This window comes from Leifsonia sp. NCR5, from assembly GCF_002105485.1.
GTDB lineage: Bacteria > Actinomycetota > Actinomycetes > Actinomycetales > Microbacteriaceae > Leifsonia.
In genome coordinates, this window is sequence record NZ_NCSR01000007.1 from 113,617 (window position 1) to 137,358 (window position 23,742).

At 68.8% G+C, this 23,742-nt stretch carries 22 protein-coding genes; 13 read left to right on the forward strand and 9 right to left on the reverse strand.

Annotation, left to right across the window (positions count from 1 at the left end):
* Positions 1-40: 40 nt before the first annotated feature.
* The 4 genes from B7438_RS08210 to B7438_RS08225 all read left to right on the forward strand — a co-directional run bounded on the left by B7438_RS08210 (position 41) and on the right by B7438_RS08225 (position 4,766).
* Positions 41-1,366 carry a hypothetical protein gene (locus B7438_RS08210; RefSeq protein WP_143465726.1) on the forward strand — a complete coding sequence of 442 codons (1,326 nt, stop codon included), beginning with the start codon at positions 41-43 and terminating at the stop codon, positions 1,364-1,366.
* Between the two features lie 8 nt (positions 1,367-1,374).
* Positions 1,375-2,835 carry a polysaccharide biosynthesis tyrosine autokinase gene (locus B7438_RS08215; protein WP_143465728.1) on the forward strand — a complete coding sequence of 487 codons (1,461 nt, stop codon included), beginning with the start codon at positions 1,375-1,377 and terminating at the stop codon, positions 2,833-2,835.
* Positions 2,832-3,476 carry a hypothetical protein gene (locus B7438_RS08220; protein WP_085369057.1) on the forward strand — a complete coding sequence of 215 codons (645 nt, stop codon included), beginning with the start codon at positions 2,832-2,834 and terminating at the stop codon, positions 3,474-3,476. The genes B7438_RS08215 and B7438_RS08220 overlap by 4 nt, the downstream gene beginning before the upstream one ends.
* A 198-nt stretch (positions 3,477-3,674) precedes the next feature.
* Positions 3,675-4,766 carry a DUF5937 family protein gene (locus B7438_RS08225; protein ID WP_085369058.1) on the forward strand — a complete coding sequence of 364 codons (1,092 nt, stop codon included), beginning with the start codon at positions 3,675-3,677 and terminating at the stop codon, positions 4,764-4,766.
* 28 nt (positions 4,767-4,794) lie between these two features.
* Here B7438_RS08225 and B7438_RS08230 read toward each other — a convergent pair whose 3' ends face one another.
* The 9 genes from B7438_RS08230 to B7438_RS08270 form a co-directional block, all read right to left on the reverse strand.
* Complete coding sequence (locus B7438_RS08230; RefSeq protein WP_085369059.1) at positions 4,795-6,303, reverse strand: glycoside hydrolase family 3 protein; 1,509 nt, start codon at positions 6,301-6,303, stop codon at positions 4,795-4,797.
* An 81-nt stretch (positions 6,304-6,384) separates the two neighbouring features.
* Positions 6,385-9,141 carry an FAD-binding and (Fe-S)-binding domain-containing protein gene (locus B7438_RS08235; protein WP_256921925.1) on the reverse strand — a complete coding sequence of 919 codons (2,757 nt, stop codon included), beginning with the start codon at positions 9,139-9,141 and terminating at the stop codon, positions 6,385-6,387.
* A complete protein-coding gene (locus tag B7438_RS08240) occupies positions 9,138-9,827 on the reverse strand; it encodes a PIG-L deacetylase family protein (protein WP_085369061.1) in 690 nt (229 codons plus the stop codon). The genes B7438_RS08235 and B7438_RS08240 overlap by 4 nt, the downstream gene beginning before the upstream one ends.
* Before the next feature lie 47 nt (positions 9,828-9,874).
* Positions 9,875-10,759 (reverse strand): carbohydrate ABC transporter permease, encoded by an 885-nt coding sequence (locus B7438_RS08245; protein WP_085369062.1) that lies wholly within the window; start codon positions 10,757-10,759, stop codon positions 9,875-9,877.
* Complete coding sequence (locus B7438_RS08250) at positions 10,759-11,727, reverse strand: carbohydrate ABC transporter permease (RefSeq protein ID WP_085369063.1); 969 nt, start codon at positions 11,725-11,727, stop codon at positions 10,759-10,761. The genes B7438_RS08245 and B7438_RS08250 overlap by 1 nt, the downstream gene beginning before the upstream one ends.
* Before the next feature lie 74 nt (positions 11,728-11,801).
* Positions 11,802-13,103, reverse strand: coding sequence for an extracellular solute-binding protein (locus B7438_RS08255; protein ID WP_085369064.1), 1,302 nt, complete (start codon positions 13,101-13,103; stop codon positions 11,802-11,804).
* 32 nt (positions 13,104-13,135) lie between these two features.
* Positions 13,136-14,110, reverse strand: a complete 975-nt coding sequence (locus tag B7438_RS08260; RefSeq protein ID WP_085369065.1) for a GNAT family N-acetyltransferase — start codon at positions 14,108-14,110, stop codon at positions 13,136-13,138.
* Positions 14,111-14,242: 132 nt separating this feature from the next.
* On the reverse strand, positions 14,243-15,445 hold the full coding sequence (locus tag B7438_RS08265; protein ID WP_085369066.1) for an exo-beta-N-acetylmuramidase NamZ domain-containing protein: 1,203 nt from the start codon (positions 15,443-15,445) through the stop codon (positions 14,243-14,245).
* Positions 15,446-15,510: 65 nt separating this feature from the next.
* Positions 15,511-16,380: a MurR/RpiR family transcriptional regulator gene (locus tag B7438_RS08270; RefSeq protein ID WP_085369109.1), complete on the reverse strand. Its 870-nt coding sequence runs from the start codon at positions 16,378-16,380 to the stop codon at positions 15,511-15,513.
* Positions 16,381-16,538: 158 nt separating this feature from the next.
* Between B7438_RS08270 and B7438_RS08275 the strand changes: the two genes are divergently transcribed.
* The 9 genes from B7438_RS08275 (at position 16,539) to B7438_RS20520 (ending at position 23,717) form a co-directional block, all read left to right on the forward strand.
* The gene (locus B7438_RS08275) at positions 16,539-17,459 is read left to right on the forward strand and encodes an N-acetylglucosamine kinase (protein ID WP_179150761.1); all 921 of its coding nucleotides are present in this window, start codon (positions 16,539-16,541) and stop codon (positions 17,457-17,459) included.
* Positions 17,452-18,393, forward strand: a complete 942-nt coding sequence (gene murQ / locus B7438_RS08280; protein WP_256921927.1) for an N-acetylmuramic acid 6-phosphate etherase — start codon at positions 17,452-17,454, stop codon at positions 18,391-18,393. Before B7438_RS08275 ends, murQ begins: the two co-directional genes overlap by 8 nt.
* A gap of 103 nt (positions 18,394-18,496) precedes the next feature.
* A complete protein-coding gene (locus tag B7438_RS08285; RefSeq protein WP_085369069.1) occupies positions 18,497-19,147 on the forward strand; it encodes a GNAT family N-acetyltransferase in 651 nt (216 codons plus the stop codon).
* Positions 19,144-20,442 carry a sensor histidine kinase gene (locus tag B7438_RS08290; protein ID WP_085369070.1) on the forward strand — a complete coding sequence of 433 codons (1,299 nt, stop codon included), beginning with the start codon at positions 19,144-19,146 and terminating at the stop codon, positions 20,440-20,442. Before B7438_RS08285 ends, B7438_RS08290 begins: the two co-directional genes overlap by 4 nt.
* Positions 20,439-21,113: a response regulator transcription factor gene (locus B7438_RS08295; RefSeq protein ID WP_085369071.1), complete on the forward strand. Its 675-nt coding sequence runs from the start codon at positions 20,439-20,441 to the stop codon at positions 21,111-21,113. The genes B7438_RS08290 and B7438_RS08295 overlap by 4 nt, the downstream gene beginning before the upstream one ends.
* 115 nt (positions 21,114-21,228) lie before the next feature.
* Positions 21,229-22,113 carry an ABC transporter ATP-binding protein gene (locus B7438_RS08300; protein ID WP_085369072.1) on the forward strand — a complete coding sequence of 295 codons (885 nt, stop codon included), beginning with the start codon at positions 21,229-21,231 and terminating at the stop codon, positions 22,111-22,113.
* Entirely contained in the window at positions 22,110-23,234 is a 1,125-nt protein-coding gene (locus B7438_RS08305) for an ABC transporter permease (RefSeq protein ID WP_085369073.1), read from the forward strand. The genes B7438_RS08300 and B7438_RS08305 overlap by 4 nt, the downstream gene beginning before the upstream one ends.
* 24 nt (positions 23,235-23,258) lie before the next feature.
* The gene (locus B7438_RS08310; RefSeq protein ID WP_085369074.1) at positions 23,259-23,519 is read left to right on the forward strand and encodes a lipopolysaccharide assembly protein LapA domain-containing protein; all 261 of its coding nucleotides are present in this window, start codon (positions 23,259-23,261) and stop codon (positions 23,517-23,519) included.
* A gap of 39 nt (positions 23,520-23,558) precedes the next feature.
* The gene (locus B7438_RS20520) at positions 23,559-23,717 is read left to right on the forward strand and encodes a hypothetical protein (RefSeq protein WP_168690303.1); all 159 of its coding nucleotides are present in this window, start codon (positions 23,559-23,561) and stop codon (positions 23,715-23,717) included.
* Positions 23,718-23,742 lie beyond the last annotated feature (25 nt).

The window sequence follows — 23,742 nt, forward strand, 5'->3', positions numbered from 1 at the left end:
ATGTCATAGTTTAGCCTGTGCGCGATGAGAGGAGGTCGGCGTGACGCTGCTCGGTGCCCTGTTCGTGCTGGCCGCTGTCGTGGCTTTCCTCTGCCGGCCGTCGTTCGTCGTCTACGTCCTGGCGGCATCCGCCGCCTTCCCTGCATCGGCCGCCGTCGTGGTCGCCGGCAACGCGTTGACACCGTTCGCCCTTCTCGGCCTGCTGGCCGCCGTGACGCTTCTCTTCGATCGTCGCCGGATACGCGCAGGCCGCGGACGGTCGATGCTCCTGGTGTTCGTGCTCTGGTCGCTGGTCGTCACCATCGTCGGGCCGAAGCTCTTCGCCGGAATGGCCGTCCTGTCACCGCGCGACGGCATCGACAACGCCGTCGTGGCGCCGGCACGCCTGGCCTTCAGCGTCTCCTCGCTCGCGCAGGCGGTCTACGTGCTGGTCGGCGCGCTGGTGGTGCTCTTCCTGGCCAGGTCGGGCGCGAGATCCACGGTGGCTGCCGTGCCGCTGGCGATCGGCACCGGCCTCTCCGCCCTGAGTGCCGTATTCTCGATGGCCGGAATCGCCTGGCCGCACGAGTTCTTCGACACGAACCCCAACGTCCTGTACTCCGACACCTCCGACGGCGGGAGTTCGCGCCTGCGCGGCATCTTCAACGAGCCGTCCGAACTCGCCGGTTTCTCGCTCGGGGCCGCGGCCTTCTTCGCGGTCGCGGCCGCGCGATCCCGCGGCTGGGGCCGGGTGATGTACGCCGGGTTCGGTGCCCTGGCCGTCGTCAATCTCGGCTTGTCGTCCTCGGGGACGGCCGCTGTCGGGGTCGTGGTGTTCGCGGCCTTCGCCGCCGTGGCCATCTTCGTGCACCTGATCAGAAGCAACGGCAGGAGCGTGCCGTACGTGCTCTTCGCGGCGATCGTCGGTGCTGCCGCCGCTGTCGCATTCGGGGCGCAGACCATCGGCTGGATCGACCAGATCGTCAACGGCAAGGTCGGAAGCGATTCCTATCTGACGCGCACCGCATCCGACCTCTTCTCCCTCCGCCTGGCAGCCGAGACCGGGGGCATCGGAGTGGGACTCGGTGTCAACCGCCCGTCGTCCTTGCTGACGATGCTCATCTCGAGCGTGGGAGTCATCGGCGTGGTGGCATTCGCGGCTTTCGCGTTCTCCGTGGCTCGCGGGGCTCTCGGGACGCCGGCCGCTCAGCCGGCGTTCTGGTCGCTGGTGGCCTTGCTGATCGCGAAGTCCGTCAGCCTCCCCGACCTCTCGACCCCGCTCCTGTGGCTGCTGCTCGGCGTGTGCGCGAGCGCGTCTTGGACGACCCAGCCCGTTCGCCCGGTCGACGCTTTCGAGCGTGGCCAACTGAAACCACTGAACCACTGAAGGACGCGATGGATCTCAAAGAGTATTTCCGAATTCTCCGTCGGCGCTGGCTCCTCATCATGCTCGTCGTGCTCGCGGCGGCCGGTGCCGCTCAATCGGTCACGATGCTGACCACGCCCCGGTACGCCGCGACGTCCCAGCTCTTCGTCGCCGTCCACGGCAACGAGTCGGTGGGCGACCTGAACCAGGGCAACGCGTTCGCGCAGAGCCGCGTCGCCTCCTATGTCGCCCTGGCCACGAGCCCCACGGTCCTGGATGCCGTCGCAGCGGAGACCGGGCTGTCCGCGGACGATCTGGCCACCTCGATCAGCGCCACGTCGCCCCCGAAGACCGTCCTGATCGAGATCCGCGCAGAGAGCTACAACGCGCGCCGCGCGGCACGAATCGCGAACGTCACGGCCGACCAGCTCGTGAAACTCGTCGGCGAACTGGAGGCGACGAACGACCACATGCAACAGCCGGTCAGTCTGCGGAAGGTTCACGATGCGGACGTTCCGCGCTCGCCCTTCGAGCCGAGCACCTTGCGCAACCTCGCGGCCGGCCTGCTCCTCGGGGCGGCAGGCGGAATCGGGGCGGCGCTGGTCGTCGATCGTCTCGACACCCGGCTGCGCGGTCGGCAAGCCGTGGAACAGGCAGCGGTCGCCAACGTCCTGGGAGCTATCACGACGGAGTCCGGCCAGCAGGACCTGCTGCTCCGGCCGAGTCAGAACTACTCGGCGCGCCACGAAGCGTTCCGCCAGTTGCGGACGCACCTCCAGTTCGCGAACGTCGACGGCGGCGTGCGCTCCGTGCTCGTCACCTCGTCGATTCCCGGCGAGGGAAAGAGCACGACGGCAGCCAACCTGGCGATCGTGCTCGGCGAGTCCGGCGTGCGGGTGCTGCTCGTCGACGCCGATCTCCGTCGCCCGGTCATCGCGAAGGCGTTCGGCCTCGAAGGCTCGGTCGGTCTGACCACCGTCTTGACCGGGCGCATCCCCCTCGCAGACGCTGTCCAGCCTGTCGCCGGTTTCACGGGGCTCTCCGTGCTGACGGCGGGCATCCTGCCCCCGAACCCGAGCGAGATGCTGTCGTCTGCGGCGATGGAGCGCGCGCTGGGACAGATGCGCGAGCACTTCGAAGTCATCGTGGTCGACAGCCCGCCGCTCATCGATGTGTCGGATGCGGGTGCTCTCGCGACGCTCGTCAGCGGCGTCCTGCTCGTGGCCAGCGCCGATGGGCGGCTCCACAAGGATCAGCTGGCCCAGTCACTGGAGAATCTGCGCTTCGTCAACGCCAAGCTCTTCGGGCTCGTCCTCAACCGGCTCGACGCATCGCGAAGCAAGGCGGGCTACTACGGGTACCAGTCGAGCTCCGTCCCCGCGGGGCGTGACCGTTCGCGCAAAAGCCGGAGGGCGGGCAGGCTCGGAAGCGGGCAGGACACCCCCCGGCCGGAGCCGACCGCCCTCGACCCCAAGCGGAGGCGCTCATGACGGCTGCGCGCGTCGTCGTCGTGTGCACAGCGAACATCTGTCGCTCACCGTTCGCAGAGCTGGTCCTGCGGCGAGGCCTGCACACGGCGCACGTCACGTCCATCGAGGTCGTCAGTGCAGGGACGGCGGCTCTCGTGGCCGCGCAGATCCATCCGCTCTCCGCCGCCGAGCTGACCCTGCGCGGCATCGACTCTGCATCGTTTGCTCCCCGGCAGGTGGATCGGCGAATCCTGTCGGAGAGCGACCTCGTTCTGACAATGACCAGAGCGCACCGCGGCGAGTTGCTCGACCGCGAGCCGAGCGCTCTTCGCAGAACGTTCACTTTCCGGGAGTTCGCAACGCTGGTCGGGCATCCGTCTGCCGCCCAGGCCGACTCGTTCGCCGGCCTGGTGCGGGCCGCCTATCTCGCTCGATCGTCCCGCCCTGGCGCGGTCAACGGCGAGGAGGCCGATATCGCCGACCCGTACGGCGGGACGCGCGAAGCCTTCGCAGCGATGGCGGGCGCGATCGAACGGGACGCCCGCACGATCACGCACGCGCTCTCGCTGCTGTCAGAGCCACAGCCGTCTGCGCTCGGCGCTGCTGCGCAGCGCGTCGGCGCTGTCCAGCCGTCCTGCCAGAAGCCGGGCACTCTCCAGTGACCGCGACCGCCGTCCGGCGGAGAGCCGTGAGAGCGTCAGCAGCAGGGCGGCCAGGCGGGCGCTGAGGCGATGGGAGTGTCGGAGAGGTGCCGTTGTCATGACTCACACGATCGACGTTTCCCGCACCGATCTCGCTCCGATTGACCGTTATCGTCAATCGGTCGCAGGATCGCGCGTGATCCTTGGGACAATCTCGGCATGAGCGTTTCGATCGACGTCAGCAGGATCGGCACGGAGGACTACCGGTTCTCCCCGTCCCCGCTCGCCGAGCTGGCCTCGGCGATCCACCTCCTCGTCGAGCCCGCCCACCATCCGGCCCAGCAGGGGTGGGTCGCCGCGGTGGCCGCATCCACGGAACCGCACCTCCTCGAACGGCTGATCGACGCCGATTTCCTCTGGCGCACCTCCCGCGCCGACATGTTCCTCCCCGCTCACCCCGGCACCGAGCTCGCCGACGAACTGGATTCGGTCGACGCGCTGGACGACGAGCTCTGGGTGTCCGCAGCCCTGCTGACCAGCAGTTGCGGAACACTCCCGCTCCACCGTGAGCTCGGCTCGCCGCTCGTGGATGCGCGAGCGCGCGAGGTGGCACGCGAACGAGCGCTCGCCAGAGGGCCGCGCCAGCTGGCGTTCGTCGACTTCGTGCTGTCCGACCCTCCGCGCGCCAGGGCGATGATGCGGCAGCTGCTCGAAGACTGCGACTCGGCGTTCTTCGGCGAGCTGTGGCGGCGCCTCCGGCCGGCGCTGGCCGCCGATGCGCGGGTCAAGCACGACCTGCTGGCGACCGCGGGCCTGCCGCGCATGCTGGAGGTGCTCTCTCCCGCGGTGACCACCGACAAAGCGGCGACGCGCATCGTGGTCGACAAGCTGCAGGATGCCTCCACCACGGCGGGCGAGGCTGGGATCACCTTTCTTCCGAGCGTGCTCGGCCACCCTCATCTGCTCGTGGTGCACGCCCCGAAGTGGTCGCCCGTCATCCAGTATCCGGTGACCGCGGGCGATACGTCCGCGTCCACCACCGCCATCGACGTGATCGAGCAACGCCTGCACGCCCTCGACAACCCGATCAGGCTCCGGCTCGCCAGAAGCCTCATCCGCGGCCCGCACACCACGGCGGACCTCGCAGAGGCGTGGCACCTGAGCGCACCGGAGGTGTCCAGGCACCTGGCCATCCTGAGGAAGGCCGGGTTCATCACGTCGAGCAGACGCGGCCGCTACGTGGTGTACACGTTCGACGCGATCGTCGCCGCCCGGCTGGGGCAGGACATGATCGAGGCGCTGCTGCGGTGAGCGGGGTGCGAGGGGCGCGCCGCCGCGCTCAGCCGCACAGCACCCTCGCCACCGCGGCGGCGTTCACGCGCGCCGAGCCGTACGCGTACACGGCGTTCGCCGCCGCGCCGGGCTCACCGGGTCCCGGCCAGCCTGCCACGATCACCACCGTCTCCGGGCGGCGGGCGAGCACCGCATCCACGACCCCGGCTTCCAGCGCGTTGCTCTGCACTTGGTTGACGATCAGGACGGGTGCGGCCGCGGAGGCGAGGACGTCGGCGGCGCGACGGGCGGCGTCCTCCGCCGTCCCGGCATCGGTGAGCCAGACGCGCTCGACCTCGCGGTAGCTGCTGAGGGCGCGGGTGAAATGGTCGGCCTGGGCGCCGACGGCGATGTTGCGCTTGGTGCGCGCATCCACGACGGTCAGCGGGCCGGGGGCGAGACGCGCGGCCCCCGCGATCCGGATGGAGGCGGTGACGATCGCGTCGAGGTCGGGTGCCGGGGGTGCTGCTGCCGCGCGCGGCTGGGAACGCACCCAGACTGACAGCGCGGCGACGCGCTCCGCCGCCTCTGCGACGCGGGAGGCGGGGAGCTCGCCGGAACGCACTGCGCCCACCAGCGCATCCCGCACGTCGAGATACTCCATCTCGTCGGTGGGGCCGTCCGGGTGCTGCGGGTTCTGAACGGGGTTGCCGATGCAGAGCAGGTCGACCCCGGCCAGGAGCGCGAGCACCGCTCCCCGTCCCATCCCGACGGTGTGGCGGATGGCAGCCATGTCGAGGGCGTCGGAGACGATGACGCCGTCGAAGCCGAGCGAGCGGAGAAGGCCCAGCGCGCGGGGGTTGAGGGTGGCGGGCTCGTCGCCGAGCTGCGGCACCCGGAGGTGCGCGGTCATCACGGCCTTCACTCTCGCGGACACGGCCTCGGCGAACGGGCGCAGGTGCACCTCGTGGAACTGCTGGTCGGTGGCATTGCTCACGGCGAGCGCCAGGTGCGAATCGGTGGAGGTGTCCCCGTGGCCGGGATAGTGCTTGGCGCACGCGGCGACACCGGCCGACTGCAGGCCCCGGACGGCCGCGGCGGTGTGCCGGGCGACGAGCTCCGGATCTGCGCCGAACGAGCGGACGCCGATGACCGGGTTGCGCGGGTCCACGTTGACGTCGACGGTCGGGGCGAGGTCGATGTCGATGCCCGCCGCCGCCACGATGGCGCCCGTCCAGGCGGAGACGGCCTCGGTCGTGGCCACGTCGTCCGCCCTGCCGAGCACCGCATTGCCGGGCGTCGATGAACCGTCGCGGGCCTCGAGCCTCGTGACGATGCCGCCTTCCTCATCCACTCCGATCACCGCGGCCGGGTTCAGCTGGTGGATGCGCGCAGAGAGTGCACGGACCTCCTCCGGCCCTCCGATGTTCTGCTCGAAGTAGACCAGCCCGGCGAGCCCGTCGCGCAGGGCGTCCTCCGCCCATCCTGGGAGGGTGCGCCCGCGGAAGCCGGGCCAGATCACACTGTTGACCAGGCGCAGAAGCGCCTCGTCGTCGCCGATGTCCGGGTTCTGCATGGAGACTCCATTCGCGCGACAAGCGGGCAGAAGAATGTTCCGCCCCGTGCGATCGCGCCATACGCACGGGGCGGAAGCCGGTCAGGCGGGTGGCCTGGTCGCTCGTTCCAGGTGGACGAGGATGTGTTCGTAGTCCGCTCCGACGGCCCTGGTCATCCCTAGCTCGCAGGTGCGGTTGGTGGAGGCGTACGCGTCGTGATCTCGGGATGTCACCTCGGCGGCCTCCGCCGCTGTCGCGCTGGCGGTCAGCTCAGGATGCAGCAGCCCCCTGTCGCCCGCGAACCCGCAGCAGCTCCAGCTGACCGGCGTGACGACCTCGGCGGCGATGCTGGATGCGATCGCCGCCAGCTCCTGGTCGATGCCGAGCTGGGCGGACGAGCACGTTGGATGCACGACCATCGAACCGATCGGCTCCGTGACCGACACCGCGGGCAGGAGGCGTTCGGCGGTGAACGCGATGCTGTCGACGACGGTGAACCCCGCCGTCGCCGCCATCAGCGCCAGCCCTTCCGTACAGCTGCTCGCGTCGCAGACCACGGGCAGGCGGCCCCCGTCCGTCGCCTCCAGCAGCACAGACCGCACGCTGTCGGACATCCGGTCGTACCCCGCCGTATAGCCCTTGGACTTCCACGGGGTCCCGCAGCAGAGCGATCCGATTCCGTCCGGGACAGTCACTGACACTCCCGCCCGCTCGCACAGTGCGAGGAACGCCTCGGAGGCGGACAGCGCACCACGCGGCGCGCCGAACATGGTGCCGACACAGGCGGGGAAGAAGACGGCGACAGGATCGGCGGCGGCCAGCGGCCTGCGTGCCGCGCCTCCGGCGGGCAGTTCGGCCGAGTAGAGCGGCACCTGTTCGTCGCCGAGCATGCTGCGCCCGAGCACGGTCGCGGCTTTCACCACGGAGGGTGGCAGCGCCTTGGCGACCGTGAGGGCGGCTGCTGCGCCGACGGTCACGGCACCCCACTGACGGGATGCGGCGCCCCAGACGGTCGCCGCCGGCCGCGCCGCCGTCTCAGCGCGGAGCCGCCGCACCAGGTCGCCGGTGTTGATGCCGACCGGGCAGGCAGACTGGCACATCCCGTCGACGGCGCAGGTCTCGACACCCTGATACTCGTAATCGGCGCGCAGTCGTTCGAGCAGAGCCGTGTCGCCGGCCCGCTCCGCGTCGGCCATCTCGCGCCGCAGGACGATGCGCTGGCGCGGGGTGAGGGTGAGGTCACGCGACGGGCAGGCCGGTTCGCAGTATCCGCACTCGACGCAGCGGTCCACTTCGGCCTCGACAGCGGGCGTGATCTTGAGGTCGCGGAGGTAGGAGCCTGGATCGTCCGACAGCAGGACGCCGGGGTTCAGCATCCCTGTCGGGTCGAGCAGGCGCTTGATCTGCCACATCACGGCGTAGAGCTCGTCGCCGTACTGCCGCGAGACGAACGGTGCCATCACTCTGCCCGTGCCGTGTTCGGCTTTGAGGGAGCCACCGAAGAGGAGTACCAGATCCACCATCGCCTCCGTGAAGGCGCGGTAACGGTCGAGCGACTCCGCACGGTCGAACCGCTCGGTCAGCATGAAGTGGACGTTTCCGTCCTTGGCGTGACCGAAGATCACGGAGTCCTCGTAGCCGAACCTGTCGAACAGCTCGATGAGGCCGTCGCAGAACGCACCCAGGTGTTCGACGGGCACCACCACGTCCTCCAGCAGCGCCGTCGTTCCCAACGGGCGCGCTCCGGCCACCGCGGTGTACAGCCCTTTGCGCAGGTGCCAGAGGGAGGCGCGTCGCGCGGGCTCCTGAGACAGGAGGACCGGATGCACCACCGGCAGAGCATCCACGGTGGCCTCGGTGCGGCGAAGCTCGGCGGCGAGCGCCGCGTCGTCTTCCGTCTGCAACTCGATGAGGAGTGCGGCGTGCTGGTCGACGGGGAGCGCGGCGATGTCGGTCGGGCAGTCGGGGAGCTGCTGTGCGACGCGCAGCGAGGTGGCATCCATCAGCTCCACGGTGGCGAAGCCGGCGTCGGCGAGCAGGCTCGTCGCTGCCGCCGCCTCCGTGAGCGTGCGGAACACGGCGAGGCCGGTCGCCACCGACGTCAGCACCGGCACCGTGCGGAAGGTCGCGGAGGAGATGAAGCCGAGGGTGCCCTCGCTGCCGATCATCAGATGGGCCAGGATGTCGACAGGCCGCTCGAAGTCGAGCAGCGCGTTCACGCCGTAGCCCATCGTGTTCTTGCGGCTGAACAGCCGCTCGATCGTGGCGACGGACGCCGGGTCTGCGAGCACCCGCTCGCGCAGCGCGGAGAGCCCGGCATGCACATCGGGTTCCGCGCGGGCCAACTCGGCGTCGGCGTCCGGCGCTGCCGTGTCGATCACGGTGCCGCTCGCCAGAACGACGACCATCGACTCCACCGTGCGGTACGAGTTCTGGGTGATGCCGCAGACCATCCCGCTCGAATTGTTGGCGAGCACGCCTCCGATGGTGCAGGCCACCTCGCTCGCCGGGTCCGGCCCGAGTTTGCGCCCGTGGCGGGCGAGGACGGCATTGACCTGTCTGACGGTCGCTCCGGGGCCGACGCTGACGCGCATCCCGTCGTCGAGCACCCGGATGGCGCGGAAATGCCGCCGGGTGTCGGCCAGCACGCCCGCGGTCGACCCCTGCCCGCTGAGGCTGGTGCCGCCGGAACGGAAGGTGAGGGATGCGCCGGATTCGCGTACTCGGCGCATCAGCTCGACCACCTCGGCCACCGTGCCGGGCGTCTCCACTGCCGACGGGACCAGGAGGTAGTGCGACGCGTCGTGTGCGATCGCGTGCCTCCTGGTCACGCTCTCGGCAGGCGCGGCAGTGCTCACGGTCCGGCGAGCTCGAACTTCGAACTGCCGCCGACGGTGAACCCGCACGCTCGTTCCGTGCCGACGAGGCAGCCCTTCGCCGACATCATCGCCGTGTAGTAGTCGATGTAGCGGAAGCCGTACGTCTCTCCGCGCGCGAACGCCTGGTTCTGGATGGCAGCGCGCCAGATGTCGAAGGCCTCCTGCGGGATGGGCACGTACAGGTCGGGCTGGAAGCCCTCCGCGTCCTCCCAGTTGTCCGCGTGCAGGAACTGCTTCACGCCATGCCGCCCGAGCGGACTGTCGAGAGGAAGAGAGGCGAGGAACCTGGCGCGCTCGGCGATGATCGCCGCACGCTCGTGATCCCGGTGGATGCTCTTCGTCCAGTGCGTGATGATGATGTCCGGTTTCTCGGCCCGGATGATGTCGGCCAGCTGGCCGGCCGCCTCGTCGTCGTCGGGCAGGAAGCCGTCGGAGTAGTCGAGCACCCGGAACTCGGCGCCGATGTCCGCGGCGAACTGTTCGCCTTCCCGCACCTTCTGGACGCGGTACTCGTCCGGGCTCAGCGCCGGATGGCCGCGCTCTCCGTACGTGCACGCGACGATGATCGCCCGGTCTCCGTCGAGCACCATCTTGGCGAGGGTCGGCCCCGCCGTGAGGTCCATGTCTCCGATGTGCCCGCCGATGGCGAGGACTGTCCTGCTCACGTTTCGCTCCGTTTCTCGTTGTTCGCGCTGGTCACGTCGTGCCGGCGTCACTTCATGCCGCTGAGCATGACGCCGCGCACGTAGTACTTCTGGAAGAAGAGGAAGATGATCAGCACCGGGATGGTGCTGATGACGATTCCGGCCATGACGATCGGCATCGTGCGGTTGGGGTCGATGAAGCTCTGCAGCAGCTGGATGCCGACAGGGAGCGTCATCAGATCGGAGTTGGTCGACGCGATCAGCGACGTCCAGATGTAGTCGTTCCATTGGCCCACGAAGGTGATGAGGCCGAGCGTGATCGCCACCGGCTTGGCCTGCGGAAGCACGATGTTGTAGAACAGCCTCCACTCGCCCGCACCGTCGATGCGCGCGGCCTCGAGCATCTCGTTCGGCACGCCGACCATGAACTGCCGCATCAGGAAGATGCCGAAGCCGCTCACCAGGAACGGGAGCATCAGCGAGACGATGTTGGTCGTCATACCGCCGTCTCCCCCCTGACCCAGGATGTTGTTCCCGCCGACCAGCGGCCAGTTCACCATGATGAGGAAGTCGGGGATCAGCAGCAGGAACGGCGGGAGCATCATCGTCGCCAGGATGAAGCGGAAGATCACATCCCTCCCGCGGAAGCGCAGCTTGGCGAGCGCATAGCCCGCCATCGCGGACGTGATGAGCACGGACGCCGTGACCACCAGGGTCACGATCACACTGTTCATGAACAGGCGCCCGAGCTGCAGCTGGTCGAAGGCGGCGCTGTAGTTGCTCCAGGTGAAGTCCTGCGGCAGGAAGTGGTACGGCAGCACGCCGTACTCGCCCGGGCCCTTGAACGAGCTGAAGAGCATGTCGAGGAAGGGCATCGCCATCAGCACACCGCCGATGGCGACCAGGCTGTACGAGAGCCAGGGCGTGCGTACCCGCTTGTTGCGCAGAGCCATCAGTCGTCGTCTCCTGAACGTCGGCTGACCCAGAGCTGGATCAGGGTGATGATGAAGATGATCACGAACAGCACCATCGCCATCGCGCTCGCTGTGCCCCACGCACCGAACTTGAAGGCCTGCTGGTACATCTCGAACGCCGCGACGTTCGTGGAGTTGACCGGCCCGCCGTCCTTCGTCATCACGATGATGAGCGCGAACGACTGCAGTCCGGCGATCACCTGGGTGATGAAGACGAACACCAGCGACGGCCGCAGCAGCGGGAGCGTGATCCCCCAGAACGTCTGCCAGCTGTTGGCGCCGTCGATCTCGGCAGCCTCGTACACCGTGCGGTCGATCGACTTGATTCCAGCGGTCAGGATGAGCACCGCGGCGCCGATGGACGCCCACGCCTGCACGACGGCGACGGAGGGCAGTGCGATCTTCGGGTCGGAGAGGAAGCCGATCGAGTTGATGTGCAGCGCGTTCAGCAGGCCGTTGATGAGGCCGGAGGGCTGGTACATCATCTTCCACACGTTGCCGATCGCGACCACGGTGGCGACCACGGGGAGGAAGTAGAGGAACCGCCAGAAACCCTGGAAGCGGAGGCGCTCGATGCACTGGGCGACGAGGAGCGAACCGGCGACGGCGAGGATCACGGACAGTGCGGCGAAGACGAACGTGTTGACCAGGATCGGCGACAGGAACGTGCTGTTGAAGTTGAGGATGTCGGAGTAGTTCTCCACCCCGATGAATTTGATCTGGGTGAGGTCGTACCCTCCCCACTGCGAGAGGGAGAGGAAGATCGCGAAGAACGACGGCAGGATCAGGAAGACGAGGAAGAACAGCAGCGACGGCGCCAGGAACAGGTAGCCGGCCCTGCCCTCCCTCCTGAACCTCCGGGATTTCACCCTGGACGGCGCAGAGAGCTCCGCGTCGCCCAGTTGGCTCGCCGCTTCGCGCGTCGCGCTCGCGTACATTCCAGTCATATGTCGTCTCCGCCTGTGTGGCTGCTTCTGAGGGGGTGGGCAGGGCCGCGGGGGCGACCCTGCCCACCGGATTGCTACTTGCGGTCGATCTCGGCGGTCAGGTTCTTGAAGGTCTGATCGACGGGAGCGTGATTCACAAGAATCTCGTTGAGTGCGTTGTGCAGCGAGGTCTTCGCCTTGTACGCGTTGGCGGCGTTGGACTCGGCCATCGCGTAGCTCGCCGCGTCGTAGATCGGCGTGAGGTTCGCATCCTCTGCCTGCAGCTTCGGGCCGAGGATGTCGGCGTCGGCCTTGCGCGGCGGGATGAGGCCGTTCGTCGCCAGGAAGTCACCCATTTCGGTGACGCCCTCCTTGTTCTTGTTGGAGTTCAGCCAGGTGAGGAACTCCCAGGCCTCCTTCTTGTGCTTGCTGCCCGAGTTCACCCCGGTGAAGAAGGAGTACGCGAGCGAGCCCTTGTCCCCTGCTTCCGGGCCGGGAACGGGAGCGGTGCCGACGTTGGAGTACTCGTCCTTCATCTGCGTCTTCAGGCTGCCGATCCACCAGCCGGCCTGGATCGCCATGGCGACGCCGTTGGTCGGGAAGGTCTTCGTCGGCATGATCGACGTGGTCGTCGCCCCGGACTTGGCCAGGTCGGCCTCGAGCTGCATCGTCTCCTTGGCCTTGCCGTTCAGCGCTGAGTCGCCGTTCGGCTCGAGGAATTTGCCGCCCGCCGAATCCAGCAACGAAAGGAACGGGTGGGCGGTCTGGTTGTCGCCGTCCTGGATGAGGGAGAGCCCGACCACCTGATAGTTGCCGGAGCCGTCCTTCTTGGTGGTCTTGTTCGCGATCTCCTTGAGCTCATCCCAGGTGGCAGGCGGCTTGTCGTACCCGGCGTCGGCGAGGATCTTCTTGTTGTAATACAGGACGTACGTGTTGAACTCCGTCGGATATCCGAACACCTGGTTCGCACCGGTGACGGATGCCGCCGCGGCCTCGCTGTAGTTGTCCTTGATGTCCTTCGCGACCTCGGCGGACGGCTTGTCGAGCACACCGTTCGCGGCGAGCTGGCCACCCCAGAGGGAGTACGAGCTCATGATGTCGGCACCCTTGCCGCCGGTCTGACGCACGTTGAGCGTGGTGAGGAGGTCGTCGAAGTTGACCGTCTGCTGCTTGACCTGGATGTCCGGGTGGGACGAGTTCCACTCGTCGATCATCTTGGTCATGCCGCTCTTCATGGGGTCCTGACCGTAGTGGCTCAGGAAGGTGAGCGTGACTTTGCCGTCGTCGCTTCCCGACGAACCGGTACCGCTGCAGGCGGACAGCGCGAGCGCTGCCGCCCCGACGACGAGTGCCGCCTTGGCGATTCGGCCTCTGCGGCCGAACAGTGCTGTTCTCATGGTTTTCCTCTCGGTGGGGTGGACGCTGCTGTTCAGGCAGCGAGCGGCGCGTGCAGGATCGCGAAGGTGCGAGTTACGGTGAAACCGGTCTTGGCGTACAGGTACCCTGCCGCCGAGGTCTCCTCTGTCCAGAGGAACCAGGCGCTGTGGGCGCCGAGTGCGCGCATCCGTTCGAGGGTCAGGTGCAGGAGGATCTCGCCGAGGCCCGTCCCGCGGCTCTCCGGCAGCACGCCGAACGGCCCGAAGCGTTCGAGCACGTTCTCGTACGTGCCGTGCATCGCCCAGCCGAGCATCACGCCCTCCGGGTTGCGCACGGAGATGATGCGTTCGAGCGGCTGGCCGCCGAGCACGCCCTCCCGGATGCCGCGCGACCAGTCGGGGTTGAACCGGGAGCCGGCGATGTCGATCAGGTCGACGAGGTCGTCCCCGGTCGGCGAGCCGAACGTCCAGCCGTCCGCCCTGAGGGACGCGACCTTCTCCCGGATGCGCTCCGGGAGTTCGTAGTCGTTGAGCGTCCTGTCCATTGCGACGGACTCGTACTGGGTGGTGAAGCCGAGCTTGGCGAGCAGCCCGGCGGCGTCCGGATAGCGGGCGGCGTCGAGGCCGGGGAGGAAGTAGTTCGGCGTGTACGACGAGAAGTACGCGGTCTTCGCGCCCTTGTTCGCCAGCCACTCCATGACGCCGCCGACCAGTGCGGCTCCGAGTCCCTGGTTGCGGTGGCCCGGGGTGACGAAGAAGAACGGCACCCAGCCGGAGTCCGGCTCGAGGTCGGCTCCGTCGGCGGCGATCCTGCGGTGCACCCCGTATGCGGCTCCGACGATCTCGCCGTCCGCCTCGGCCACCAGGAGGCCGGATGCGTCGAAGTTGCGGTCGAGCAGGAACATGTCGCGGAACCGGTCGTATGTGATTCCGTCGGCCGACGCAGCGGCCGTCCAGGCCTGGGCGATCTGGGGGCCGTCGCCGCTCTGGAAGGGTCGGATCGTCGCGGTGGACGTGGACTGCTGCATCGAATCTCCTCGTGCCTTTTCACTTCGGTGTGCCGGCGCATCCTGGCCTTGGACCGAAATTACCTTCATTGATGGAACCATGTCAAGTATTTTCAACCACCGCCATAGATGCGGTAATCATTTACGCGCTCGTTACACGGACGAAACGCGCGAATAGAGCAGGACATCGTCGCCGTAGACGTCCTGGACGGGCACGACGCCCGGATTCAGGGCTGCCGCCGGCTCACCGGCGTGGACGGCATCACGCAGCGCGGACGAGCCCCAGAGGCGGTCGACCGCGTACCCGCGCTCGCCGGACTCCACCCGCTGGCCGGGCTCCAGGAACCGGAAATCGTCCGGGTAGAGCTCCGCAACGGCGTCCAGGATCGCGAGGCCGGTCGACACGGGATCGAAGGCGCTGCGATCGACGATGTGCAGCTGAACCCCCCGCACGGTCTCCCCCGCATACTTGTGGAACGTCGGCGAATACCAGAGCTCGCGGAACAGCACTCCCGGGATGCGAGCATCCCGCAACCGCGCGGCGAGCCGGCCATCGATGTACGGCGCCCCGAGCATTTCGAAGGGCCGCGTCGTGCCCCTGCCCTCGCTGACGTTCGTCCCCTCGAAGATGCCGGTCCCCGTGAAGGCGTACGCGGTATCCAGCGTCGGCATGTTCGGAGATGGCGGCACCCAGGGCAGCCCCGTGGCGTCGAAGTCCGCCGATGCGTCCCAGCCCTCCATCCGGATGACGTCGAGGTCGGCGGAGAGACCGTCGGCGGGCAGATCCCTGGTGTTGAACAGCCGCGCCAGCTCGCCGGCGGTGAGCCCGTGGCGCTGGTGCACGTCGCTTCGCCCGACGAAACTGCCGAACCCGGCGACGTCGATCCCCGGTCCGGAGAGCACGCCTCCACCGAGCGGGTTCGGGCGGTCGAGGACCACGAACCGCACGCCGGTGCGCGCTGCACTCCGCAGGCAGTCGTAGAGCGACCAGATGTACGTGTAGTAGCGCACTCCGAGGTCCTGCATGTCGAACACGACGGTGTCGACACCGGAGTCCTCGATCAGGCGATCGAGTTCCTCGCCCGACTTCAGATACGTCTCGATGATCGGCAGGTCGGTGCGGGCGTCGTGTGTGCTCGTCTCGGTCTCGCCGGCCTGCACAGAACCGTTGAGCCCGTGTTCCGGCCCGAACAGCGCCGTGACCGGAGCACCGGCCTCCACCAGGGCGTCGACCGTGCGGCCGAGGTCGGGTGTCGTGCCGGTGAAGTTGGTGAGCAGGCCGATCCGCCTGCCGCCGAGCAGTCCGGGATCCTCCGCGGCGATCTCGACGCCGGTGCGGGCGCGCTGGGTTGTCATGGTTATCCTTCCGTGGGCGCGCGGCATCGCACCGACGCACGGGGGACGCCGGATGGAGGCAGCGCTCAGTTTTCTTCTCGGAGTTCTCTGACGATTTCGTATGTGCTCTTCAGCGCCTGCACGGTGCGGTCGTACCGGCCGCGGGCGACGCCGACGAAGATGTAGTCGACGAGCGTGAGCTGCGCGATCCTGCTCGCCATCGCGCCGGAGCGGAACGTGGTCTCGCGCACCGCGGTGCGCAGCACGTCGTCCGCGTGCTCGGAGAGCGGCGAATCGGGGACGTTGGTGATGGCGACGGTGTACGCCCCACCGTTGTGGGCGCCACGCAGGAAGGCGTTGGTCTCCTTGGTCTTGCCGTTGTGCGAGAAGCCGATCGCCACATCCCCCGCTCCGATCAGCGCGGCGGACACGAGTGCGTCGTGCGCGTCGGTGAAAGCAAGCGCGATGTGCCCGATGCGCAGCAGTTTCTGCGCGAGGTCCTGTGCGCCCGCGTTGCTCGCCCCGACGCCGAAGACGACCACGCGCTTGGCGCGCTCGACCTTGCGGACCACCCGCTCGAGCACCGCGATGTCGATGCTGTCCGCCGTCTCCCTGATGCCGAGGATCTCGCTGCTGGCGATCTTCGACACCATCTCGGCGAGCGTGTCGGACGGGCTGATGTCCGCGCCGTATGTGCCGGAGCCTGTGCTGCCGAACTCCGCGGACTCCTTGCCCAGTTCCGCCGCGAGCTGCAGTTTGAGCTGCGGGTAGCCGGTGAGGCCGAGCGACTGGCAGAAGCGCACGATCGACGCCTCGGACGTGTTGCACGCCCTGGCGAGTTCGGTGATCGTGTTCTCCACGACGATCTGCGGCCGCTCGAGGATCGCGTCGGCGACGCGGCGCATGGTGGGCGGGAACGATTCGACGTGCGCCTGGATGTTGGTCTGGATGCTCACAGGGACGACACTAATGACACCGTTCGCCATGTCGGCTCCCTCCGCTCGTTTTCACGCTTGGCGAGTCACGCTATCGACGCGCCGGGCCGTTTGTCAATCATTTACTTTGGATCGCTGATCCATGTAAATTGTCTCTATCACCGATGGATAAGGACGACGTGAGCACAGAAGCCGTACGCAGCCACATTGCGGTCGACCTCGGCAAGACCAACTGCCGGGTGCGGCTCGACGCCGGGCGCGCATCCACCGAGGTCCGCGGCCACGGGTTCCCCGGACTCGCTGCCGAAGGGGGCGCCGAGCTGGCCATCGCGGCCATCGCCCCCCTCGTCGCGTCGCTGGGCGCGGAGCAGCTGGCTCGCGTCACCGAACTCGCCATCGGTGCAGCGGGCGCCGACTCCGACAGGGATGCCGCTCGCCGGGCCGCCGAGCGCGCTCGCGAACTCTGGGGCTTCGGCGTCGCCATCGCCTCCGACGTGCTCACCGCGCACATCGGCGCGTTCGACGGAGCAGCGGGGACGGTCCTCATCGCCGGGACGGGCGCGGTGGCCTTCGAGGTCGGAGACGACGGCAGTGCGCGGCGCTCGGACGGCTGGGGCCCGTGGCTCGGCGACGAGGGCAGCGGTCGCTGGATCGGCCAGGCCGGCCTCGTCGCGGCGCTCAGGGCGGCGGACGGCCGCGGGCCGCGCACGGCGCTCGAAGAGGACGCAGCCTCCATCGCCGGGGACCTCGTCGGCCTTCCGCGCGCGATCATGGGCGGCGGCGATGTCGCACGCGCACTCGCCTCCTTCGCCCCCGTCGTCCTTGCGAACGCGCGAGGTGGCGACCAGGTGGCGCAGGGCATCGTCGATGCCGCCATCGACCACCTCGCCGCAGCGGCGGCCTCCGTCGCCACCCCCGGCTCTCCTGTCTCCGTGATCGGCGGGCTCACCGACGACCCCGAGTTCCTGCGGAGGCTGCTCGACGAGCTGGGCCGCCGTCACCTGTCCCCGCGCCGCCCCTCCGGATCGTCGCTGGACGGAGCGGCGATCCTCGCCGCCCGCCGTGACCTTCCCCACGAAAGGTATGCCATCCGTGTCTGACATCCTCAACAGAGCGCGAGGTCCCCACGACCTCCTCCTCGCCGAGCTCTCCACGCTCACGACAGAAGCGATCGTGGAAGACGGACGCGACCTCGACATGCTCAGCACAGCGGGGCTGGTCGAGCTGATGAACGAGCACGACGAGAGCGTCCCTCCCGCGGTCGCCGTGGTGCTGCCGACCATCGCAGCGGCCATCGACGACATCGCCGCCCGGATGCGCGACGGCGGTCGCCTCATCTACATCGGAGCCGGCACCCCGGGACGGCTCGGCATCGTGGACGCCAGCGAGTGCCCTCCGACGTTCAACGTCGACCCCTCCCTGGTGGTCGGGATCATCGCGGGAGGGGACGGCGCGATCCGGACCGCGGTGGAGAACGCCGAGGACGACCCGCAGGGCGGGGCGGACGCTCTCAGCGGGATCGCACTCACGGCGATGGATGTCGTGGTCGGGATCTCCGCATCCGGTCGCACCCCGTATGTGGTCGGCGCGCTGGAGTACGCGGCGGAGATCGGCGCGCTCACCGTCGCGATCGCCTGCAACAGCAACTCCACCATCGGACGCGTCGCCGACCACGCCATCGAGGTCGTCGTCGGCCCCGAGCTGATCGCTGGCTCCACGAGGCTCAAGGCGGGCACGGCGCAGAAGCTCGTGCTCAACATGATCTCCACCATCGCGATGATCAGGCTCGGCAAGACGTACGGCAACATCATGGTCGACCTCCGCGCCACCAACGAGAAGCTGCGTGCGCGCGCCGAGCGCACTGTCATGCTCGTCACCGATTGCACCCCGGCGGAGGCGGCGGAGACGCTGGCCCAGAGCGACGGCTCGGTGAAGATCGCCATTCTCATGCTGCTGCGCGGCCTCAGTGCTGACGCCGCGCGCGCGTCGATGGCGACAGCGCCGAGTCTCAGGGCCGCCCTCGGCGCCGCCTGACCATGGCCATCCTCCTTCGGACGTTCTGGGCGGTGGTCGATGCCCACCGGCCAGGCGCGAGTCTCGGGAACGTGATCGCCGACCTCCCTTCCGGTGACCGTGCGTGATCCGGCCGTATGCCCCGGGCGATGTGGCGTCGCTGTCCAGAGTCTGCCTCCTGACGGGTGACTCCGGCGGCGACGCCACGGGGAAGTACGCCGACGACGGACTGCTCGCCGACATCTTCCTCCTGCCGTACCTCGAGCTCGAACCGGAGCACGCGCACGTCCTCGACATCGGCGGCCGGGCGGTGGGGTACATCGTCGCGACCCCGGACAGCGTGGTCTTCGCCGAGCGGTACCGCCGCGAGTGGCTCCCACGGTTCGCGGCCGCTCATCCACTGGTCGACCCGCCGACCACGCCGACCGAGAGCCTCGCGCTGGTCGGCCACTCCACCTCGCACCTGATCGGCCCGGACCACGAACTGTTCCCCGCCCACCTGCACATCGACCTCCTGCCGGTGGCACAGGGACAGGGCTGGGGGCGCAGGCTGATGGCCACGCTTCTGCGCCAGCTGGCGGATGCGGGCGTCCCCGGTGTGCAGCTCGGGGTCGGCGAGCGCAACACCGGGGCGCAGGCCTTCTATCGGCGGCTCGGGTTCGCGCCGTTGCCTTCGACCCCCGACGACGGGCTGCGGCTGGGCATCCGGACCGGCGCCGCCTCCCCCGCACGACGGATCCGCCGCCGCGCATCCACCGCTAGCGTTGGAGGATGACCAGCGCATCACCACGACTGCTGGCCGCGCCGGCGAGCGAGTGGCACCGTCCAGCTCCGGATGCCCGTGGCCGGCGAGCGGACGTCGTGCTCGCGGTCGTCCTGACCGCCGCGATGATCGGCTCGGTGTTCCTCTACCAGCGCACCGGGATGTACGGCAGTTCGGAAGCGTGGGTGAGCATCGTCTGGGCCGTCGCGAGCGGGGCGCCGCTGGCCGTGCGGCGGCGCTGGCCGGAGGCGGTCGCGATCTGCTCCGCCGTCGCGTTCTGGTGGGGAGGCGAGTTCCGGGTCGGCGAGTACCTGTTCTCGAACATCGCCCTGTTCATCGCCGTCTACACGCTCGGCGCGTGGGGTCGCAGGCGCACCCTGGCGACGGTGCTGCGACTCGCGATCATCGCCGCGATGTTCGTCTGGCTGTTCTGGAACCTGATCGTCACCGCCGGGATCAGCTCGGTGGTCCCGGAGCTGTCGCGCGAGGGGACACTCTCCCCGTACGTCGCGTTCGGTCTCATCCAGATCATCATCAACCTGCTCTATTTCGGCGGCGCGTACTACTTCGGCGACGCCGCATTCCGGTCGGCGCGTGCGAGGCACGAGCTGGAGACGCTGACACTCGAACTGGCGGAGGAGCGCGAGCGCACCCAGCAGCAGGCCATCGCGCTGGAACGGGTACGGATCGCCCGCGAGCTGCACGACGTCGTCGCGCATCACGTATCGGTGATGGGGGTGCAGGCGGGAGCAGCGCGGCTCGTGCTCGACCGCGACCCCGCCGCCGCCCGCTCCTCGCTGCTGAACGTCGAGTCGAGTGCGCGCACCGCCGTCGACGAGCTGCGGCTGCTGCTCGGCGCCCTGCGCGATGACCAGGCGGCGCCCGCAGGCGACGCGGCGACGACGCACGGCGTGGACCAGCTGGGCGAACTGGTCGACGACGCCGTCGGCGCCGGCCTGCCCACCCGGCTGCACGTCATCGGCAGCCGCAGGGCGGTGCCGGCGACCATCGGGCTCTGTGTGTACCGCGTCGCGCAGGAGGCGCTCACCAACACCCGGAAGCACGGCGGAGCGGGGGCGACCGCCGAGCTGCGGCTCCGATACACCGACGACAGCCTCGAAGTGGAGGCGTCGGACACCGGGCTCGGCGCAGGACGCTCCGCCACCGCATCCGGGGCCGGGATGGGGCACCTCGGGATGCGCGAACGGGTCGCGTCCGTCGGAGGGAGCATCGAGATCGGTCCGCGCAGCCGCGGCGGATACCTCGTCCGCGCGCGCTTCCCGCTCGCCGCGGAGGTGACGAGGTGAGCATCCGGGTACTGCTCGCCGACGACCAGGAACTCGTCCGCGCCGGATTCCGGATCATCCTGCAGTCGGACGACGCGATCGAGGTGGTCGGCGAGGCGGGCGACGGCCGGACCGCCGTGCGGCTCTGCGAGGAACTGCAGCCGGACGTGATCTGCATGGACGTGCAGATGCCCGGCATGGACGGGCTCGAGGCGACCAGGCAGATCGTCGCCAGGCCCGACCTCGCCGCCAGCGTGCTCGTGCTCACCACGTTCAACCGCGACGACTACCTCTTCACCGCACTGCAGGCGGGCGCGAGCGGGTTTTTGCTGAAGAACTCGTCGCCGGAGGAGCTGGTCAACGCGGTGCACGTGCTCGCCAGAGGGGATGCGCTGCTGTCTCCGGATGTGACCCGCCAGGTGATCAGCCGGTTCAGCGATGGGCGGGCGGGAGCGCTGGCGGGTGGTGCGACAACCGCCACCGGCACCGCGGTCGACGACCTCACCGACCGCGAGCGCGAAGTGCTCGGCCTCCTCGCCGGCGGCCTGTCCAACGCGGAGATCGCCGCGCGGCTCTACCTCGGCGAGGCCACCGTGAAGACGCACGTCTCGAAAGTGCTGCTCAAGCTGGGACTGCGCGACCGCATTCAGGCCGTCATCTTCGCCTACGAGAACGGGCTCGCCGGGCGCTGACCCGCGCCGGGCGCTGACCCGCCTGCCCTCCGCCGAGCGACGGACGACGGCAGGTGGATGCGGTGCTCGCCCGCGCATCCGTAGCGTGGAATCGACCACGGAAGGGACGGCGACAATGCTGCAGATCCAGAACGTCGAGAAGCGCTACGGGGACCGCCTCGTGCTGCGCGACGTGAGCTTCACGGTGCCGCGAGCGCGCATGACCGGCTTCGTCGGAGGCAACGGCGCGGGCAAGACGACGACCATGCGCATCATCCTCGGCGTGCTCGCCGCGGACGGCGGCGCAGTGCTGCTCGACGGCCAGCCGCTCACCGCGGACGACCGCCGCCGCTTCGGCTACATGCCGGAGGAGCGCGGCCTCTACCCGAAGATGAAGGTCGCAGAGCAACTCGTCTACCTGGCGCGGCTGCACGGCCTCAGCGCCGCTGCCGCCTCCCGCAACACCGACGCGCTGCTCGACAGGCTCGGCCTCGGCGAGCGCTCCGGCGACCTGGTGGAGAGCCTCAGCCTCGGCAACCAGCAGCGGGCGCAGATCGCCGCCGCCCTCGTGCACGACCCCGAGGTGCTGGTGCTGGACGAGCCGTTCTCCGGGCTCGACCCCCTGGCGGTGGATGTGGTGGTCGGCGTGCTCCGCGACTACGCGGCCTCCGGCGCCCCCGTGCTGTTCAGCTCGCACCAGCTCGACATCGTCGAGCGGCTCTGCGACGAGCTCGTGATCATCGCCGATGGCGAGGTCAAGGTCTCCGGCGGCACGGACGAACTGCGGCGCGAGCACGGCGGCGGACGCTACGAGCTGCTCGTCTCCGGCGACGCGGGCTGGCTCCGCGGGCTCGACGGTGTCACCGTGCTCGACTTCGACGGCGGATACGCGCTGTTCGAGTCCGACGACGCGACGGCGCAGGCTGTGCTCAAGCGGGCGACGGCCGACGGCGGCGTGGTCAGCTTCGGACCCCAGAACCCCTCCCTTGCACAGATCTTCCGAGAGGCCATCGGCAAATGAGCGCATCAGCATCCACCGGCACCCCGTCCACGCGCACCACCCCGCCCGCCCCGGGCTTCGCATCCGGGGTCGGTCTCGTCGCCCGCAGGGAGATCGTCACCCGGCTGCGCAGCAAGTCGTTCGTCGTCTCGGCGGCCGTGCTCGTGCTGCTCGTGCTCGCCTCCGTGCTGCTCGGCAGCATCTTCGGCGGGAGCGACAGCTCCACGAAGGTCGCCGTCGTCGGGTCGGCCGAGCAGGTCGTCGGCGGGGCGGACGGCCTGGATCCGGTGCAGGTCGATTCACGCGCCGCCGGGGAGGAGCTGCTGCGCTCCGGCGACGTGTCCGCCGTGGTGGTCCCCGGCTCTGGGACGCCGCCCGTGACCGTGATCGGTCTCGACAGCGCGCCTCAGGGCGTGCTCGCCGCTCTGAGCATCCAGCCGAAGGTGGAACTGCTCGACCCGTCTGCGCAGCCCGCTGCCCTGGTCTACATCATCGCCCTCGGTTTCGGGATCGTCTTCATGATGTCCGCTGTGACCTTCGGCACGATGATCGCCCAGAGCGTCGTCGAGGAGAAGCAGACGCGCATCGTGGAGATCCTGCTGTCGACGGTGAGCGCCCGCGTGCTGCTCGCCGGCAAGGTCGTCGGGAACAGCGTCCTCGCACTCGGCCAGATCGCCGCCATCGCCATCGCAGCGATCCTCGGGATGATGGTCACCGGCCAGCAGGTGCTGCTCGGCACCGTCGGTCCCGCTGTCGCCTGGTTCGTGGTGTTCTTCGTGATCGGCTTCGTGCTGCTGGCCGCCCTGTATGCAGCGGCCGCCTCGCTCGTCTCCCGCTCGGAGGACATCGGCTCGGTGACGTCGCCGGTGATGATCCTCATCATGGTGCCGTACTTCCTGGTGATCTTCTTCAACGACAACCCCACCGTTATGGCGATCATGAGCTACGTGCCGTTCGCCGCACCGGTCGGGATGCCGGTGCGCATCTTCCTGGGAACGGCGGAGTGGTGGGAGCCGATCCTGTCGCTCGTGCTGCTCGTCGCATCCACTGCCGTGGTGATCGCGCTCGGCGCCCGGGTGTACTCCAACTCGCTGCTGCGGACCGGCGCTCGCGTGAAAGTCTCGGAAGCGCTGCGCGGCTGACCGGCCTGCGAGCATACTGAGCGCATGAGTGCTGAGGATGCTGGCGGCAGGGACAACGCCGTCGTTCGGTTTCTGAAACGGAAGTGGCTGGCCATCGTCCTGGTGGTGCTGCTCCTGATCGTGGCCATTCAGAACGGGGTGGGCAACGACCAGGCCACCATCTACCTGCTGTGGGCGCAGTTGCGGATGCCGACGTGGGTGCTCGTGGTGGCGGTGTTCGTGGTCGGCGGCGTGGTCGGATGGGTGCTCGCGCGCAACAGGGCAGCTCGCAAAGCCAGACGCTGACCTTGACGCGGCGCAGGTGCGCGGAGTTAGGTTGCCTGCATGGTCACTCTCATCATCGTGCTTCTGGTCGTCTGGGCTGTGCTCGCGATCCTGGGCTTCGCGATCAAGGGTCTGCTGTGGCTGGCGATCATCGGGCTCATCCTGTTCGTCATCACGGCGATCATCGGCTGGCTGAGGCGCAGCGGCAGCAAAGGCTGATTCAGCGACCGCATCCCTGAATCGG